This is a genomic window from Plantibacter sp. MDV22-iso1, assembly GCF_058408345.1.
Genome location: NZ_JBZVDY010000001.1, coordinates 543,423 through 559,934 on the forward strand (window position 1 = coordinate 543,423; position 16,512 = coordinate 559,934).

The 16,512-nt window shown below is 69.5% G+C and carries 13 protein-coding genes and 1 tRNA gene; 5 read left to right on the forward strand and 9 right to left on the reverse strand.

What is annotated here, in order from left to right; translation table 11 throughout:
- Positions 1-72: 72 nt before the first annotated feature.
- A complete protein-coding gene (gene mfd, locus AC4PMY_RS02580; protein WP_079002000.1) occupies positions 73-3,684 on the reverse strand; it encodes a transcription-repair coupling factor in 3,612 nt (1,203 codons plus the stop codon).
- Positions 3,685-3,808: 124 nt separating this feature from the next.
- Between mfd and folP the strand changes: the two genes are divergently transcribed.
- The 3 genes from folP to AC4PMY_RS02595 all read left to right on the forward strand — a co-directional run bounded on the left by folP (position 3,809) and on the right by AC4PMY_RS02595 (position 7,671).
- Positions 3,809-4,741, forward strand: coding sequence for a dihydropteroate synthase (folP, locus tag AC4PMY_RS02585; RefSeq protein ID WP_491621925.1), 933 nt, complete (start codon positions 3,809-3,811; stop codon positions 4,739-4,741).
- 22 nt (positions 4,742-4,763) lie between these two features.
- Positions 4,764-5,516, forward strand: a complete 753-nt coding sequence (locus tag AC4PMY_RS02590) for a pyrimidine reductase family protein (protein WP_491621926.1) — start codon at positions 4,764-4,766, stop codon at positions 5,514-5,516.
- 112 nt (positions 5,517-5,628) lie between these two features.
- On the forward strand, positions 5,629-7,671 hold the full coding sequence (locus tag AC4PMY_RS02595; RefSeq protein WP_491621927.1) for a DUF7933 domain-containing protein: 2,043 nt from the start codon (positions 5,629-5,631) through the stop codon (positions 7,669-7,671).
- Positions 7,672-7,678: 7 nt separating this feature from the next.
- Here AC4PMY_RS02595 and pth read toward each other — a convergent pair whose 3' ends face one another.
- From pth to AC4PMY_RS02610, 3 genes are all read right to left on the reverse strand, one after another.
- A complete protein-coding gene (gene pth, locus AC4PMY_RS02600) occupies positions 7,679-8,260 on the reverse strand; it encodes an aminoacyl-tRNA hydrolase (protein ID WP_064296582.1) in 582 nt (193 codons plus the stop codon).
- Between the two features lie 128 nt (positions 8,261-8,388).
- The gene (locus tag AC4PMY_RS02605) at positions 8,389-9,003 is read right to left on the reverse strand and encodes a 50S ribosomal protein L25/general stress protein Ctc (protein ID WP_064296478.1); all 615 of its coding nucleotides are present in this window, start codon (positions 9,001-9,003) and stop codon (positions 8,389-8,391) included.
- A 174-nt stretch (positions 9,004-9,177) separates the two neighbouring features.
- Positions 9,178-9,681, reverse strand: a complete 504-nt coding sequence (locus AC4PMY_RS02610; protein ID WP_491621928.1) for a gluconokinase — start codon at positions 9,679-9,681, stop codon at positions 9,178-9,180.
- Between the two features lie 266 nt (positions 9,682-9,947).
- Here AC4PMY_RS02610 and gnd point away from each other — a divergent pair, with 266 nt between their 5' ends.
- Positions 9,948-11,408, forward strand: a complete 1,461-nt coding sequence (gnd, locus tag AC4PMY_RS02615) for an NADP-dependent phosphogluconate dehydrogenase (RefSeq protein ID WP_071261097.1) — start codon at positions 9,948-9,950, stop codon at positions 11,406-11,408.
- 74 nt (positions 11,409-11,482) lie between these two features.
- Here the strand turns inward: gnd and AC4PMY_RS02620 are convergent, their stop codons facing one another.
- The 3 genes from AC4PMY_RS02620 to AC4PMY_RS02630 all read right to left on the reverse strand — a co-directional run bounded on the left by AC4PMY_RS02620 (position 11,483) and on the right by AC4PMY_RS02630 (position 14,096).
- Entirely contained in the window at positions 11,483-12,460 is a 978-nt protein-coding gene (locus AC4PMY_RS02620) for a ribose-phosphate diphosphokinase (protein WP_064296480.1), read from the reverse strand.
- Between the two features lie 35 nt (positions 12,461-12,495).
- The gene (glmU, locus tag AC4PMY_RS02625; RefSeq protein WP_491621929.1) at positions 12,496-13,977 is read right to left on the reverse strand and encodes a bifunctional UDP-N-acetylglucosamine diphosphorylase/glucosamine-1-phosphate N-acetyltransferase GlmU; all 1,482 of its coding nucleotides are present in this window, start codon (positions 13,975-13,977) and stop codon (positions 12,496-12,498) included.
- A 47-nt stretch (positions 13,978-14,024) separates the two neighbouring features.
- A tRNA-Gln gene (locus AC4PMY_RS02630) sits at positions 14,025-14,096 on the reverse strand.
- A 213-nt stretch (positions 14,097-14,309) separates the two neighbouring features.
- Here AC4PMY_RS02630 and AC4PMY_RS02635 point away from each other — a divergent pair.
- Complete coding sequence (locus AC4PMY_RS02635; RefSeq protein WP_064296482.1) at positions 14,310-14,804, forward strand: MarR family winged helix-turn-helix transcriptional regulator; 495 nt, start codon at positions 14,310-14,312, stop codon at positions 14,802-14,804.
- Here the strand turns inward: AC4PMY_RS02635 and AC4PMY_RS02640 are convergent, their stop codons facing one another.
- Positions 14,805-15,464: a methionine ABC transporter permease gene (locus tag AC4PMY_RS02640; protein ID WP_064296483.1), complete on the reverse strand. Its 660-nt coding sequence runs from the start codon at positions 15,462-15,464 to the stop codon at positions 14,805-14,807.
- Between the two features lies 1 nt (position 15,465).
- Positions 15,466-16,494, reverse strand: coding sequence for a methionine ABC transporter ATP-binding protein (locus tag AC4PMY_RS02645; RefSeq protein ID WP_491621930.1), 1,029 nt, complete (start codon positions 16,492-16,494; stop codon positions 15,466-15,468).
- Between the last annotated feature and the right edge of the window lie 18 nt (positions 16,495-16,512).

A 16,512-nucleotide genomic window follows, 5' to 3' on the forward strand; every position in this document is an offset into this window, starting at 1 on the left:
GATGGACGACGGCTGTCGGATTGGCCGCGGGTACCGACGCTGTCGTCCCGCGGGCCCATCTCCTGCTGCCCGCTAGGACGACGTCGAGCCCTCCGGCAGCGGGTAGATCGCGTTCAGGAACTGCTGCACCCAGGCGATGAGGTCGGTGTCGGCCAGCGGTTCGTCGCCGACGCGCGGCAACGGCACGATGACGGTGTTCGTCTGGGCCAGGTACTTCGCGCCGGGATACATGCGTCGCAACCGCGTCTGAATCGAGTCGGGGAGGTCGGCAGGGGTCACCCGCAGGTTCGGTCCGACGGCGATGAGGTCGCTGAGTCCCGAGCGCTGCGCACGCTGGCGGAGCCTCGACACCGCGATGAGGGTGCTCACCTGTGCCGGCGGCTCACCGTAGCGATCGGTGAGTTCGTCGATCACGAGGTCGATCTGACCGTCCTTCGCCGCCGGCCCGGACGCGGCCGACAGCTTCTGGTAGGCCTCCAGCCGCAGCCGCTCACTGTCGACGTACTCCTCGGGGATGTGTGCGTCGACGGGTAGCTCGAGCCGGAGCTCGGTCTGCCCCTCGGCGACGTCGCCGCGGAAGGTGGACACGGCCTCGCCGATCATGCGGAGATAGAGGTCGAAGCCCACTCCCGCGATGTGGCCTGCCTGCTCACCGCCGAGCATGTTGCCCGCGCCACGGATCTCGAGGTCCTTCAGGGCGACCTGCATACCGCTGCCGAGCTCGTTGTTGGCCGCGATGGTCGAGAGCCGGTCGTGGGCGGTCTCGGAGAGCGGCTTGTGCTCGTCGTAGAGGAAGTAGGCGTAGGCGCGCTCACGACCTCGACCGACACGACCCCGCAGCTGGTGCAGCTGGCTCAGGCCGTACTTGTCGGCGCGGTCGATGATGATCGTGTTGGCGTTCGAGATGTCGAGGCCGGTCTCGATGATCGTCGTGCAGACGAGGACGTCGAAGCGGCGCTCCCAGAAGTCGACCACGACCTGTTCGAGCGCGGCCTCGCCGAGCTGCCCGTGGGCGATGGCGATGCGTGCCTCGGGGACGAGCTCCGCGAGGTCCGCCGCGACCCGACTGATGGACGAGACCCGGTTGTGCACGAAGAAGATCTGGCCTTCGCGCAGGAGCTCGCGCCGGATCGCCGCACCGACCTGCTTGCCGTTGTACGGACCGACGAAGGACAGGATCGGGTGGCGGTCCTCCGGTGGCGTGGCGAGCGTGGACATCTCCCGGATGCCGGTGACCGCCATCTCGAGCGTGCGCGGGATCGGGGTCGCGCTCATGGCCAGGATGTCGACGTTCGTCTTCAACTTCTTGAGGGCGTCCTTGTGCTCGACACCGAACCGCTGCTCCTCGTCGATGATCACGAGACCGAGGTCCTTGAACTGCACCTTGTCCGTGAGGAGCCGGTGCGTCCCGATGATGACGTCGACCGTGCCGTCGGCGAGTCCGGCGAGCGCCTCCCGAGCCTCCTTGTCGGACTGGAACCGGCTGAGCGGCCGCAGGTGTACCGGGAACCCGGCGAACCGCTCCTGGAAGGTCTCGAAGTGCTGCTTGACGAGCAGCGTGGTCGGCACCAGCATCGCGACCTGCTTGCCGTCCTGGACGGCCTTGAACGCGGCACGGACCGCGACCTCGGTCTTCCCGAACCCCACGTCGCCGGAGAGGAGGCGGTCCATCGGGATCTCGCGCTCCATGTCGGCCTTGACCTCGTCGATGGTCTGCAGCTGGTCGGGGGTCTCCGCGAACGGGAACGCCTCCTCGAGCTCGCGCTGCCACGGGGTGTCGGGGCCGAAGGCGTGCCCCTTCGACGCCATGCGCGCCGAGTAGAGCTTGACCAGCTCGACGGCGATGTCGCGGACGGCCTTGCGTGCCTTGCTCTTCGCCTGCGACCAGTCGCTGCCGCCCATCTTGCTGAGCTGCGGAGCCTCGCCGCCCACGTAGCGGGTGAGGAGGTCGAGCTGGTCCGTGGGGACGAGCAGCTTGTCGCCCGGGTAGCCGCGCTTGGAGGGTGCGTACTCGAGGACGAGGTACTCGCGGGTGCTCTTCACCGGGTTGCGTCCGCCGCTCGAGACCTCGCGCTGGGTCATCTCGACGAACTTGCCGATGCCGTGGGTCTGGTGCACGACGAAGTCGCCGGACCGGAGCTGCATCGGGTCGACGACGTTCTTGCGTCGGGTGGCGAGCTTCTTGACCAGGCGCGAGTCGTACCCCGCGGTGCGTCCGTAGAACTCGGTCTCGCCGAGCAGCATGAGCTTCGACGTCTCGAGCTCGAAGCCGCCCTCGACGTCGGCCTGCAGCAGGTAGGCGACGCCGGGCTCCGGGTCGGCCGGCAGCTCGTCGACCATGCGGGCGGCGATCTCGTGCTCGGCGAGGACGTCCGCCGCGCGCTCGACGAGACCGACCCCGCGGGCGGCGACGACGACCGTCCACCCTTCGCGGATGCGGTCGGCGACGTGTTCGATGGCGCCCTCGACATTGCCGTGGAAGCTCGGCACGGTGTCGCCGTCGACCGTGACGGTGAGGAGCTCGTCGAGTTCGAGGTGCTCCGGGAGCGTCTCGACGTCGGGGCCGGCGCGGAAGCCGCTGAACGTCCACCATGGGTGGTCGGGTGCCGGCTGGCCGGGAGCGCTGAAGGTGACGGACTCCTTCAGGGCGCCCAGCGAGATGAAGTCGCCGGAGGCGAGGTCGATCGGCGCGTTCGCACCGACGGTCGCGGCGCTCCATGCGGCGGCGAGGAATTCGCGGTTCGTCTCGGCGAGGCTGATCGACCTCGTGACGACGCGTTCCGGCGAGACGACGGCGACCGCTGCTCCATCCGGCAGATAGTGGGTGATCGGGACGAGGCGGTCGACGAGGGCCGGGGAGAGGGACTCCATGCCCTCCACCGCGATGCCCTCCGCGATCTTCTCGAGGATGCCGGTGAGGCTCGGGAACTCGTGCTGCATCTCCGCGGCGCGCTGCCGGACGGCCGGGCTGAGGAGCAGTTCCCGAGACGGCGGCAGGCGGATCGCGTCGACCGGCTCGGGCAGCGATCGCTGGTCGGCGACCGAGAACGCCCGGATGCCGTCGACCTCGTCGCCGAAGAACTCGACCCGGTACGGGTGGTCGGCGACCGGAGGGAAGACGTCGAGGATGCCACCGCGCAACGCGAACTCACCACGCCGCGAGACCATGTCGACCCGGGTGTACGCGAGTTCGACGAGGCGCAGCGCGATCGCGGCGAGGTCGTGCCCGCGACCGCCCTGGACGAGCTCGATCGGAGCGGTCTCGGTGAGGTTGTCGGCCACGGGCTGCAGCGCGGCGCGCACCGACGCGACGAGGAGGAACGGCCGCTCCCCTGTCCAGGCGCCGAGCCGCCGCAGCGCCTCCAGGCGTCGGCCGACGATCTCGGCGCTCGGGCTGAGGCGTTCGTGCGGCAGGGTCTCCCAGGCCGGGAACTCGACGATCTCGGCCTCGGGCATGAGGTCGCTGAGCGCGGAGCGGAGGCGCTCGGAGTCGCGGCCGGTCGCGGTGACGACGAGGGCCGCCTGGGCGGCACCCTGCCGACCGCGCTCGTCCATGAGCGCCGCGAGGAGCGGTGCACGCAGCCCGTCGATCACGGAGAAATCAGCGCTCTTGCCCGCGTACGCGAGGGCATCGTCGATCGTTGCGGCGCGCCGAAGCGCGTGAGTCAAACCCTGAAGCGTCACCGGGACAGCCTACGCCGAGCCACCGACACCCATGACCCCATCGCCCACCGGCCACCGCTGTCAATCGGCTGCGGACGACGCGTCACGCGGCGTCCTCTCGCGCCGGACGCGTCATGATTGACCCATGACGAGCACGGAGCCCCGGTCAGACCGACACCCCGAACGGACCGGCGGCTTCCCGCTCCCCCCGATCCGCCAACCGATCCGCCGGATCGGAGCGCGGACGTTCGACTTCTCGAAGCAGGTCGCGGTCATGGCGATCATCAACCGCACCCCGGACTCCTTCTTCGACCAGGGCGCGACGTTCTCACTCGACCGAGCCGTCGACGCCGCCGTGACCGCCGCAGAACAGGGTGCCGACTGGGTCGACATCGGCGGAGCCAAGTTCGCCCCCGGGCCGGAGATCCCCACCGCCGAGGAGATCCACCGCGTGCTCCCCGTCGTCGAGGCGCTCGCCGCACGGAGCGACGTCGTGATCTCCGTCGACACCTTCCGGCCCGAGGTGGCGGCGGCCTGCATCGCGGCGGGCGCCTCCGTCATCAACGACACCACGGGGATCCACGATCCCGCGCTCGCGGACGTCGTCGCCGGGAGCGAGGCCACCCTCGTCATCACGCACAGTCTGGCCAGGCCGAGGCAGCCGCATCCCCGCCCGCACTACGACGACGTCGCCGGCGAGGTCGCCGCCTTCCTCGCGGCCCGCGTCGAGCTCGCGCTCTCGCACGGCGTCCCCGAGTCGCGGCTCATCGTCGACCCCGGGCACGACCTCAACAAGAACACCGTGCAGACGCTCGAACTCACCCGGCGGTTCGACGAGATCGCCGCGCTCGGGCTGCCGACGCTCGCCGCGGTCTCGAACAAGGACTTCATCGGCGAGTCCCTCGACCGGCCGAAGTCGGAACGTCTCGAGGGTTCCCTGGTGTCCGCTGCCGCGTGCATCCTCCTCGGCGCCCGCATCGTGCGGATGCACGCCGTGCCCGAGTCGATCGCGGCCGTGCGGATGACCGAGGCGATCCTCGGCTTCCGCGCACCGGTGGCGCCCGTCCACAACGTCTGATCCGGAACCCTCGAGGAGTCACATGAGTACCCCCAGCATCACGAGCCTGGTCCCCGCGCAGGACCGACCGCTGTCGGTCGACGAGCTCGTGGCGGCCTACACCGTCGAGGACCGCTCCGCCACGACCGTCCGCGTGAACTTCGTGACGAGCCTGGACGGTGGGGCGACCGTCGACGGCGTCTCCGGGGGGCTCGGCGGCCCAGCCGACAAGACGGTGTTCGACATCCTGCGTCGACTCTCCGACGTCGTGCTCGTCGGCGCCGGGACCGTGCGCGACGAGGGCTACGGTGCCATGCGGCTCGACGTCGACGCCGCGACATGGCGCGACGAGCACGACCTCCCCATGCACCCGGTGTTCGCGATCGTGTCGGGTTCGCTCGACCTCGACCTCCGGTCGGAGGTCTTCACCCAGGCACCGGTCCGGCCGCTCGTCGTGACGACCGACCGCGCCGACCCCGCGAAGCGCGCGGCGCTCGAGGCGGTCGCCGACGTGGTCGCGTGCGGCGAGGAACACGTCGAACCGGCGCGAGTCGTCCAGGCACTCTCCGACCGCGGCCTGCGGCAGATCCTGTGCGAGGGTGGGCCGGCGCTCTTCGGCTCATTCATCGCCGCCGACGCCGTCGACGAACTCTGCCTGACGATCAGTCCGGCGCTCGTCGGCGGAGAGAGCGTCCGGGTCGCTGCGGGTCCCGCGTCCGAAGCACCGCGACCGATGCGGTTGCAGCACCTCCTGCGCGCCGAGGAGCTGCTGATCTCGCGGTACGTGCGCGCCTGAGCCGTCGGCGTCCGCTTCTTCGGGTTTTCACCCCTCGATCGTCTGATATCTCAGCAGACCAGCACTGCTACGCTGGCGACCTCCCCCATCCGATGATCTCCTGGGATGCTGCATGCGCGTTTCGACCAGCCCACTCCGTCCGATCCTGACCACGACGCTCGTGCTGGCAGTCGGTTGGACCCTCTCGATGATCCAACCGGCCCCGGCCGGGGCGGCGGCCTCCGGGCCACCGACTGACGCAGCAGGCACTCCACGCGGTGAGGTCTCCCACGAGGACTTCGAACGCGCACCCGACACCGGTACGCCCATGTCGATCCGCGATTACCTGGGCCATTCGGACCTGCGGTTCGACGCCGACGACTTCTGGACGGACCGAGCGGCATGCAACGGCTTCATCCTGTCCGCCTCGGTGACGGGCGCCGAGCCCGGCGACTGCCTCGATGCCGCGAGCGCCATGGCGAACGTCCGTGCCCTCGCCGGAGTGCTGGGCATCCTCAACGGCACCGATCCGAGGTCCAATTCCGCCGTTGCGGCCTACACCCAGACCAACGGTCCAGACGGCGCGGTCGAACTGGAGACGACCACGCCGATCCCCCTCGCGACCGGTTCCGACCGCTTCCTGACCGCCTCCGTGAACGTCGCGTCCCTGAACTGCTTCGCAGCGGTACCGACCGCGCTGCAGCTCGCGCTGCGGACCCCCGACGGCCTCGAACACCCGGTGTCCGAGCAGGCGATCGACCCGTGCACGGACGACCGAGCCGATTCGTTCAGCCACGGCGGCGTCTCCGCTCGTGCCGGGCACTTCACCGCCGATGCCTCGATGTTGGTGGACGCGACATCGATCGGCGTCGTGATGCGCAACGAACACGGCGGCGGCTCGGGCAACGACCACGCCTTCGACGATCTGCGCATCATCGACGTGACGCCGACCCTCGACGTCGCAGTGTCGCAGGAAACCGCCGTCGTCGGTGAGACGGTCCGTCTCCGCTTCGTCGTGCGCAACACCCCGGAACTCGCCGCGAAGGCCGGCTGGTCCGTGCAGACGGTCCTGCCCGGCGGACTCGCGGTCGCAGCCGATCCGCGAGTGATCACGAGCTGCACAGCAGAGGTGACCGCTCCTGGGGCCGGGGCCGACATCGCGTTCACGGGCGACCTCACGGCGGGCGAGGAGTCGTGCACGATCGAGGTCGACGTCACACCGGTCGCTCGCGGCTTGCTGACCGTCGCCGTGGCGGGTGATGCCGTCCGCGGGCTCGACCTCGGCTCGCAGCCGGCCCTGACCGCCATCGACCGGGTCGTGATCGAGAGCCCGGCATCCGGCGCCCTCGTGGAGTCCTCACGACCGACCTCCGCCGGAACGGGCGAACCGGGCGCCGACGTCACCGTGCGCGACGGCGAGGGCCACACCCTGTGTGAGACCACCGTGGACCCGGCCGGCCGCTGGAGTTGCGCAAGCACCGATGTCGTCGAGTCCGGCGAGGCGGTCGTCCGCGTGGAGCAGACCGCCGCGGGGCTCAGCAGCACGGACGAGACCACCTATCGCGTGCTCGTCCCCGCGCTGGCCGTGGAGGGCACCGTCCACCTCGAGATCCAGGGTGCCGACGGATCGTGGGGTCCGGTCGAGGGCGAGACCGTCACGACCGACCCTGGTGACCGCTTGCGTGTCATCGCGACGGTCACCAACACCGGCGAGAACGCGCTGGGCGACATCACCCTCGCGGAGACGCCGGACACCCGCCTCACCTGCAGCAGCGAGTTCATCGAGCCTGGTGCCTCGACGGTCTGCACCAGCACCGAGCCGCTCGTCCTGACACCGACCGCACTCGACCACGGCTCGTTCTCCCACACGTTCGAGGCGGTCCTGACCGGGTATTCGCGCGCGTCGGACCTCGCCCCCACCGGGTCGGTGACGTCCGCCGTCGCCGGTCGCCTACCGCTCCCGGACGCACCCCGTGTCTCGACGGGGGCGCTCCACACCTCGCTCGGCATCGTGTGGGGGCTCGCTCCACTCGAACCGGAGGCTCCGTTGGCCCGGACGGGAGCCGAGGTCCCCAGCTCAGCCGCACTGCTCATCAGCGGGCTGCTCCTGGTGGGCGCGACGCTCGTCGGCGCCAGCACGCGTCAGGCCCGACGCGACCGCTCACCGCTCAGCTGAGCGGGCGTCAGGCGCCGTGGAAACGGGTCTGTGCAGCCAACAGGCCCTCGTTCACGAGGAGTTCGACCGCGTCCGCAGCGTCCGAAATCAGCATCGGGAGCTGCTCCCGTTCCGTTCCCGCGAAGTCCTTGAGGACGAAGTCGGCGGCGTCCTGACGGCCCGGCGGCCTCCCGATTCCGACCCGGACCCGCAGGAATTCCGGGGTCTTCAGCGCTGAGGCGATGTCGCGGACACCGTTGTGCCCACCGTGCCCGCCACCCTGCTTGAGCTTGATCGAGTCGAACGGGATGTCGAGCTCGTCGTGGACGGCGATGACATGGTCGGGGTCGACGGAGAAGAACTGGGCGAGCGCAGCGGTCGGGCCGCCGGAGAGGTTCATGTAGCTGTTGGGCTTGCCGAGCACGAGTTTCGGGCCGCCGGGCACGAGACGCCCCTCAGCCACGCGCGCGTTGCCCTTGTGGGTCTTGAAGGTCCCGCCGATGCGCTTCGCGAGCTCGTCGAGGACCATCTGCCCGACGTTGTGCCGGTTGCGGGCGTACTGCTCGCCCGGGTTCCCGAGCCCGACGATGAGCCACGTGTCTGCAGCCATGCTGCCTTCCTGATCGAACGCCTCGGCCCGTCCGGTGAGACCGGCCAGAAACCGAGCGAACCTGCCGCCTGCCATACTCCGAGACTATCGGGGCGGGCGGGCGACAGGTTCGTCTGCTGGAGTGGTGACTACTCGGCGGCCTCGGCCTCGGCTGCGGTCTCCTCGGCAGCGGCCTCAGCGGCCTCCGTCTCCTCGTCCACCGGAGCGGCCGGCACGGCGATCGCGACGATGAGGACGTCGGCCTCGGTGATGAGCGACGCGCCCTTCGGGAGCTCGAGGTCGCCGGCCAGGATCTGGGCGCCCTCTTCGAGGCCCTCGACGCTGACGGTGACGCGCTCGGGGATGTGGGTCGCTTCGACCTCGAGGCTCACCGTGGTGGCGTCCTGGTTGAGGATGGTGCCGGCGGCGGACTCGCCCTCGACGTGCACGGGGATGTCGACCTGGACCTTCTCGCCCTTCTTGACGACGATGAGGTCGAGGTGCTCGATGATCTGGCGCACGGGGTCCTTCTGGACGTCCTTGACCAGCGCGAGCTGGCCCTTGCCGTCGATGTCGAGCTCGAGCACCGCGTTGGACTTGCGGAGGATGAGCAGCATCTGGTGGCCGGGCAGCGAGACGTGCACGGGCTCGGTGCCGTGGCCGTACAGCACGGCCGGGATCTTGCCGAGGGCACGGAGCTTGCGGGCTGCGCCCTTGCCGAACGATTCGCGGAGTTCCGCGGTGACCTTCAGGTCATCGGACATAATGTTCTCCTCACGGGTCTTGCACCCGGTTGGTCGTGCCGCGACGGTGCGCGGCGGAATGGATGAGTCAACTCGAACGCGTATCTGCGTGAGGAAAAGCCGGAAGCCAGACCACCGCGTCGATCACGGAAGCTGCCACGGGCCGCTTCCCTCGCCGAAGTTCAGTGGGAGAGTCTATCGCACCGCGCTGAGGCCCGCGACCGCCTCGTCCACGATCTCGTCGACGGTGGTGTCGACGTCCACGACGAACCCCGGCTCGTCGGCGTCCAGGTCCTCGAGGAGTGCGAACTGGGAGTCGAGGAGCGACGGCGGCATGAAGTGACCGCTCCTGCCCTCCATCCGGCGTCCGAGCACCTCGCGCGAGCCGTGGAGGAGCACGAACCGCACCCCTGGCGCCTCCGCGAGGATCGCCTCCCGGTAGACCCGTCGGAGGGCGGAACAGGCCATCACGAGCCCGGTGTCCGAGGCGTCTGCCAGCGCTTTGCCCACGAGGGCCAGCCAGGGCCAGCGGTCGGGGTCCTCGAGCGGCGTGCCGGCGGCCATCTTCCGCACGTTCTCGAGCGGGTGCAGGGCGTCGGCGTCGACGAAGGGCACCCCGAGCCGGTCGGCGATCAGCACTCCGGTCGTGCTCTTCCCGGACCCGGACACGCCCATGACGACGACGAGCGGTGCATTCACACGGAACCCCCTGCGGTCTCCGGCCGTCGGCCGGTCGGCCGGCTCGTCCGACCCGCACAGCACGATACCGGACAGGCCCGCACGGCCCGCTCGGACCTCACCCGCACGCGGGGTCATCAAGCGGTGGAGCGACACCTCCCTTTGCTACGGTTGCAGGACGGGCCGTGCCCGGATCGACGAGGGTGTCGCCGCTGTCCTGCAGCCGCCCCGTCGACTCCTGAGCACTCGGAACGCTTCCCGCATCACCCACTCTGAAGGAGAACCACATGGTGAACACCGCCGAAGCTCGCGCCAACATCGGCGTCGTCGGTCTGGCCGTCATGGGCAGCAACCTCGCGCGCAACCTGGCGAGCCGCGAGGGCAACACGGTCGCCGTGTACAACCGCTCCCCCGAACGCACCGACCTGCTCGTGAGCGAGCACCCCGAGGCCGGCTTCGTCGCGTCGAAGACCATCGAGGAGTTCGCCGCGTCGCTCTCGAAGCCACGTACCGCGATCATCATGGTGCAGGCGGGTAAGGGCACCGACGCCGTCATCCAGCAGCTCACCGAGGTCTTCGAGCCCGGCGACATCATCGTCGACGGCGGCAACGCACTCTTCACCGACACCATCCGCCGCGAGAAGGCCGTCCGCGAGACCGGCATCAACTTCGTCGGCGCCGGTATCTCCGGCGGCGAGGAGGGTGCCCTCAAGGGACCGTCGATCATGCCGGGCGGCTCCGCCGAAGCGTGGGAGACCCTCGGCCCCATCCTCAAGTCGATCGCCGCGATCGCCGAGGGTGAGCCCTGCGTCACCCACGTCGGCACCGACGGCGCCGGCCACTTCGTCAAGATGATCCACAACGGCATCGAGTACGCGGACATGCAGCTCATCGCCGAGGCCTACGACCTCATCCGTCGCGGCACCGGCAAGTCGCCGGCCGAGATCGCGGAGATCTTCGCCGAGTGGAACCGCGGCACGCTCGAGAGCTACCTGATCGAGATCACCGCCGAGGTCCTCAAGCAGGTCGACGCGAAGACCGGGCAGCCGCTCGTCGACGTCATCCTCGACCAGGCCGGCGCCAAGGGCACCGGCGCGTGGACTGTGCAGACGGCCCTCGACCTCGGCATCCCGGTGTCGGGCATCGCGGAGGCGGTGTTCGCCCGTTCGCTCTCGTCGAAGCCGGCGCAGCGCGCAGCGGCCCGCGAGCTCGCCGGTCCCTCCGACGAGTGGACCGTCGCCGACCCCGACCAGTTCGTCGAGGACGTACGCCAGGCGCTCTACGCGTCGAAGATCATCGCCTACTCGCAGGGCTTCGACGAGATCGTCGCCGGTGCCGAGCAGTACGGCTGGGACATCAAGAAGGGCGAGATCGCGAAGATCTGGCGCGGCGGCTGCATCATCCGTGCGCAGTTCCTCAACCGCATCACCGAGGCGTACGAGGAGAACCCCGAGCTGGTCGCCCTCGTGACGGCGCCCTACTTCAGCGACGCTGTCGCGGAGGCGCAGGACAGCTGGCGCCGCGTCGTCGTCGCGGCCGCGCAGGCGGGCATCCCCTCGCCGGCGTTCTCGTCGTCGCTGTCCTACTACGACGGCCTCCGCGCCGAGCGTCTGCCCGCAGCGCTCGTCCAGGGCCAGCGCGACTTCTTCGGCGCGCACACCTACAAGCGCGTCGACCTCGACGGCACGTTCCACACCCTCTGGTCGGGCGACCGCAGTGAGGTCGAGCAGGAGGGTTCGAGCCACTAGCTCGCGGCCTGCATACGCAGAACGCCCGGTCCGAATCGGACCGGGCGTTCTGCGTACCAGCGGAAGGTGACGGGCTACGCGGCGCCGTCGAACATGCTCGTCACGGAGCCGTCGTCGAAGACCTCGTGGATCGCACGGGCGATGAGCGGCGCGATCGAGAGGACGGTCAGCTTGTCGAAGCGCTTGGCCTCGTCGACCGGGAGGGTGTCGGTGACGACGACCGAGTCGATGGCGTCGCTCTGCAGGAGCTCCACCGCCGGGTCGGAGAACACCGCGTGGGTGGCCGCGACGACGACGCCGATCGCGCCGGCGTTCTTGAGGGCCTCGGCAGCCTTGACGATCGTGCGTCCGGTGTCGATCAGGTCGTCGACGAGCAGGCAGACCCGGCCCTCGACCTGGCCGACGATCTCGTGGACGCTGACCTGGTTGGGGACCAGCGGGTCGCGACGCTTGTGGATGATGGCGAGCGGTGCGCCGAGCTTGTCGCTCCAGATGTCGGCCACGCGGACGCGGCCCATGTCGGGCGAGACGACCGTCAGCGTCGACGGGTCGAGCTTCGCGCGGAAGTGCTCGAGGAGGACCGGCATGGCGAAGAGGTGGTCGACGGGACCGTCGAAGAAGCCCTGGATCTGCGCGGCGTGGAGGTCGACCGACATGATGCGGTCGGCACCGGCGGCCTTGAAGAGGTCGGCGACGAGGCGGGCGGAGATGGGCTCGCGTCCGCGACCCTTCTTGTCCTGGCGCGCGTACGGGTAGAACGGGGCGACCACGGTGATGCGCTTGGCACTCGCGCGCTTGGCCGCGTCGACCATGATGAGCTGCTCCATGAGCCACTCGTTGATCGGAGCGGTGTGCGACTGGATGACGAAGACGTCGGTGCCGCGGATGCTCTCGTCGTACCGGGCGTAGATCTCGCCGTTGGCGAAGGTCCTGGCATCGGTGGGGAGGAGCTCGGAGTCGAGCTCCGCCGCGATCGCCTCGGCGAGCTCCGGGTGGGCTCGTCCGGAGACGAGGACCAGCTGCTTCTTGTTGTCCGCCGTGATGCCTGACACAGACCCTGCCTTCTGCCGGAGTCCTCCGGCCTCACTCACGAGTCGACGTTACCAGCCGCAGCCGCGTCGTCCGACACGGCATCCGCGGTCGGTGCCGCCGAGGCGGCGCCGGCTGCCGTCGCAGCCGCCGTACCCGGGCGCTTCTGCTCGACCCAGCCCTCGACGTTCCGCTGCTGCGCGACCGTCAGGGCGAGCGCACCCGCCGGGACGTCCTTGCGGATGACGGTGCCGGCGCCGGAGTAGGCACCGTCCCCGACACTGACCGGGGCGACGAGCGTGTTGTGCGCGCCGGTGCGGACGTGCGATCCGATGGTCGTGCGGTGCTTGTGCACGCCGTCGTAGTTCGAGGTGATCGTGCCGGCACCGACGTTCGACTCGACGCCGATCTCGGTGTCGCCGATGTAGCTGAGGTGCGGGACCTTGCTGCCCTCGCCGATCTGCGCGTTCTTCGTCTCCACGAAGGTGCCGATCTTGCCGCGCTCGCCGAGCACCGTGCCGGGTCGCAGGTAGGCGAACGGCCCGACCTCGGCGCCGGCACCGATGACCGACAGCGTCGCGTCCGTGCGGCGGACGCGCGCGCCAGCGCCGACCTCGGTGTCGATGAGCGTGGTGTCCGGACCGATCGTCGCACCGGACTCGACGACCGTCGCGCCGAGGATCTGCGTCCCGGGAAGCAGGGTGACGTCGGCGTGCAGCCGCGCCTTGATGTCGATCCACGTCGTGGCCGGGTCCTGGACGGTCACGCCGGCGAGCTGCCAGGCGCGCACGAGGAGGGCGTTCAGTTTGGCCGCGGCGGCGCTCAGCTGGGCGCGGTCGTTGATGCCCTCGACCAGCCAGGAGTCGCTCACGGGGAGCGCAGAGACCTCGGAGCCCGCGCGTCGCAGGAGGCCGATGACGTCCGTGAGGTACTTCTCCCCCTGGGCGTTGTCGGTGGTGACCTCGGCGAGGGCGTCGCGGAGCTGGCTCACACCGAAGAGGTAGACCCCGGCGTTGATCTCGTTGACGGCCCGCTCGGCGTCGGTCGCGTCCTTCTGCTCGACGATGTAGTCGAGGGCGCCGGCCTCGGTGCGGATGATGCGTCCGTAGCCGGTCGCGTCGTCGGGCATGGCCGAGAGGATCGTCGCCGCGACGTCGTGGTTGCGGTGGCGTTCGATGAGCGTGGTGAGCGTGGCGGCGTTCAGCAGCGGGACGTCGCCGTTGACCACGAGGACGTCGCCGTCGAAGTCGTCGGGCAGTGACAGGAGCGCCTGCTCCACCGCGCGACCGGTGCCGGGCACCTCGTCCTGGTCGACGATGGTCGCACCGGGGAGCTCCGACTCGATGGCCTCGACGAGGCGGTCGCGCTCGTGGCGGACCACGGCGATGACGTGCCCGGCGTCGAGCGAGCGGGCGGTCGCCAGCACGTGCCCGACGATCGGCACGCCGCCGAGTGGGTGCAGGAGTTTCGGCAGCGCCGACTTCATGCGGGTTCCCTGGCCAGCAGCCAGGATGATGATGGCCAGACGGTCGTCGGTCACGTGTGCTCCCCCTCGGTCCGGGCACTCGCCCGGTCGGTGATCGGTCGCTCCGCCACCAGGATTCGAACCTGGACCGAACAGCTCCAAAGGCTGCCGTGCTGCCGTTACACTATGGCGGACCACTCAGCCTGACGGCGGAGCGTGGTCAATTCTGCCATGGATGGGAAGCAGCCTCGTCGGCGCTGATCGAAGGCCGACCGTACTGCATCCATGGGCGGACCACCCCGCGAGACGGCGGAGCGTGGTCAATTCTGCCATGGATGGACGACCATCGATTCAGCACCCGTCGCCCGATTCAGGCTGACCGGCGTCCGTGCCTCGATAATGGTGGGATGCCAGCTAGCACCGATGAGGTCGACCGGATCGTCGACGCCTGGAACCGCGAGCGCCCGGACCTCGACTTCTCGCCCCTCCAGATCCTCTCCCGTGTCGCCCGGCTGTCACGCCACCTCGACCGGGCCCGTCGGGCGGCCTTCACCCGGTCGAACCTGGAGCCGTGGGAGTTCGACGTCCTCGCGGCACTCCGGCGCGCCGGCTCCCCCTACCGGCTGAGTCCGAAGGCCCTCCTCCTTCAGACGCTCGTCTCGAGCGGCACGATGACGAACCGCATCGACCGCCTCGTCGAGCGCGGACTCGTGGAACGCCAGGGCGACCCCAACGACGGCCGTGGCATCCTCGTGCAGATGACGAACGCGGGACTCAACACGGTCGACGCGGCCATCACGCGCCTCGTCGACGCCGAGGCGGACCTGCTCGACGGCCTGAGCTCGACCGAACAGGCCCGGCTGACCGTCCTCCTGCGGAAGCTCAGCCTCGATTTCGACTAGCTAGCGGCGGAGGATCTTCCGGGCCAGCCAGTTGCCGAAGAACTGGATGAGCTGCACGAGCAGGATGATGATGATCACCGCGGCCCACGTCACGACCGGCTCGAACTGGCGGAAGCCGTACTGGATCGCGAAGGCACCGAGCCCACCGCCGCCGATGAAGCCCGCGACCGCCGACATGTCGACGATGACCACGAACACGAAGGTGTAGCCGAGGATCAGCGGACCGAGCGCCTCCGGGAGGACGATGCTCAGCAGCGTCCGGAGCCGGCTCGCTCCCGCGGCACGCGAGGCCTCGATGACACCGGGCGACACCGTCAGCAGGTTCTGCTCGACGATCCGGCTGATGCCGAAGGTCGCCGCCAGGGAGATGATGAAGATGAAGGCGTTCGCACCGATGCCGGTGCCGATCACGAGTCGTGAGAGCGGCTGGGCGGCCGCGAGGAAGATGATGAACGGGATCGGCCGGAAGATGTTCACGATCACGTTGAGCACGCCGTAGAGCACCGGGTGCGAGTACAGGTTGCCGGGCCGCGTCACGTAGAGCCCGGTGCCGACGACGAGTCCGGCGATCCCACCGAAGAGCAGGCTGAAGGACACGAGGTAGAGGGTCTCGACGGTCGCGTCGCCGAGCTTCGGGAGCAGATCGATCAGTGCGTCCATGTCAGCGCACCTCCGTCACGGTCGCTTGGGATCCGATGGCGGTCAGCGCTCCGTCGATCGTCTGGTCGTCGCCGCGGAGGGCGAGCGTCAGGTGGCCGAACGCGCGACCCTGGATGTCGTTGATCCCGCCGTACACGAGCTCGAAGTCGACGCCCGCCTGCGCGAGCGTGAGGAAGACGCCCGCCTGCGAGGCGTCGCCGTCGCGGAAGGACAGGGTGACGATGCGCCCGACGTGTCGTTCCTTGAGCACCGACAGCTCGGCCGGTGACGGGACGCCCTTGATGACCGTCGACACGAAGCGCTTGGACGCGGCGTGCTGCGGGTCGGAGAACACCTCGAAGACGTCGCCCTGTTCGATGACCTTGCCGCGCTCCATGACGGCGACCTTCGTCGCGAGCGACTGGATCACCTCCATCTCGTGGGTGATCACGACGATGGTCACGCCGAGATCGCGGTTCACCTGCTTGAGCAGCGCGAGAACCTCCTGCGTGGTCTCGGGGTCGAGGGCGCTCGTCGCCTCGTCCGCGAGCAGGATCCGGGGCGAGGTCGCGAGCGCGCGAGCGATGCCGACGCGCTGCTTCTGTCCGCCGGAGAGCTGGTCGGGGTAGTTGTCGGCCTTGTCGGCCAGCCCGACGAATTTCAGCAGCTCCTCGACGCGGGTGCGGATCTCCGCGCGGGGACGTGCGGCGACCTCGAGCGGGTACGCGATGTTCTTCCGCACCGACTTGGAGTTGAAGAGGTTGAACTGCTGGAAGATCATCCCGATGCCGAGGCGGAGGTCGCGGAGACCGCGCTCCGAGAGCGTCGTCACCTCGGTGCCGTCGACGACGATGCTCCCCGACGTCGCGGGCTCGAGCGCGTTGATGAGGCGGACGAGCGTCGACTTCCCGGCTCCCGAGTAGCCGATGATCCCGAAGACGTCACCGGCCTCGATGTCGAGGTCGACGCCGTCGATCGCGGCGATCGGCGCGGCGCCCTTCTGCGGAGACGGGTAGCGCTTGGCGACGTCTCGGAGGCTGACGAGTGGCATGGGGGTGTCCTCGGTGTG

What these genes read in the sequence shown, in the direction of transcription:
- AC4PMY_RS02605 (WP_064296478.1), bottom strand. Translation starts at nt 9,003, where the DNA reads ATGTCCGATGACCTGAAGGTCACCGCGGAACTCCGCGAATCGTTCGGC.
- AC4PMY_RS02590 (WP_491621926.1), top strand. Translation starts at nt 4,764, where the DNA reads ATGAGTACCCCCAGCATCACGAGCCTGGTCCCCGCGCAGGACCGACCG.
- gnd (WP_071261097.1), top strand. Translation starts at nt 9,948, where the DNA reads ATGGTGAACACCGCCGAAGCTCGCGCCAACATCGGCGTCGTCGGTCTG.
- AC4PMY_RS02635 (WP_064296482.1), top strand. Translation starts at nt 14,310, where the DNA reads ATGCCAGCTAGCACCGATGAGGTCGACCGGATCGTCGACGCCTGGAAC.
- AC4PMY_RS02595 (WP_491621927.1), top strand. Translation starts at nt 5,629, where the DNA reads ATGCGCGTTTCGACCAGCCCACTCCGTCCGATCCTGACCACGACGCTC.
- AC4PMY_RS02645 (WP_491621930.1), bottom strand. Translation starts at nt 16,494, where the DNA reads ATGCCACTCGTCAGCCTCCGAGACGTCGCCAAGCGCTACCCGTCTCCG.
- folP (WP_491621925.1), top strand. Translation starts at nt 3,809, where the DNA reads ATGACGAGCACGGAGCCCCGGTCAGACCGACACCCCGAACGGACCGGC.
- AC4PMY_RS02640 (WP_064296483.1), bottom strand. Translation starts at nt 15,464, where the DNA reads ATGGACGCACTGATCGATCTGCTCCCGAAGCTCGGCGACGCGACCGTC.
- pth (WP_064296582.1), bottom strand. Translation starts at nt 8,260, where the DNA reads ATGGCTGCAGACACGTGGCTCATCGTCGGGCTCGGGAACCCGGGCGAG.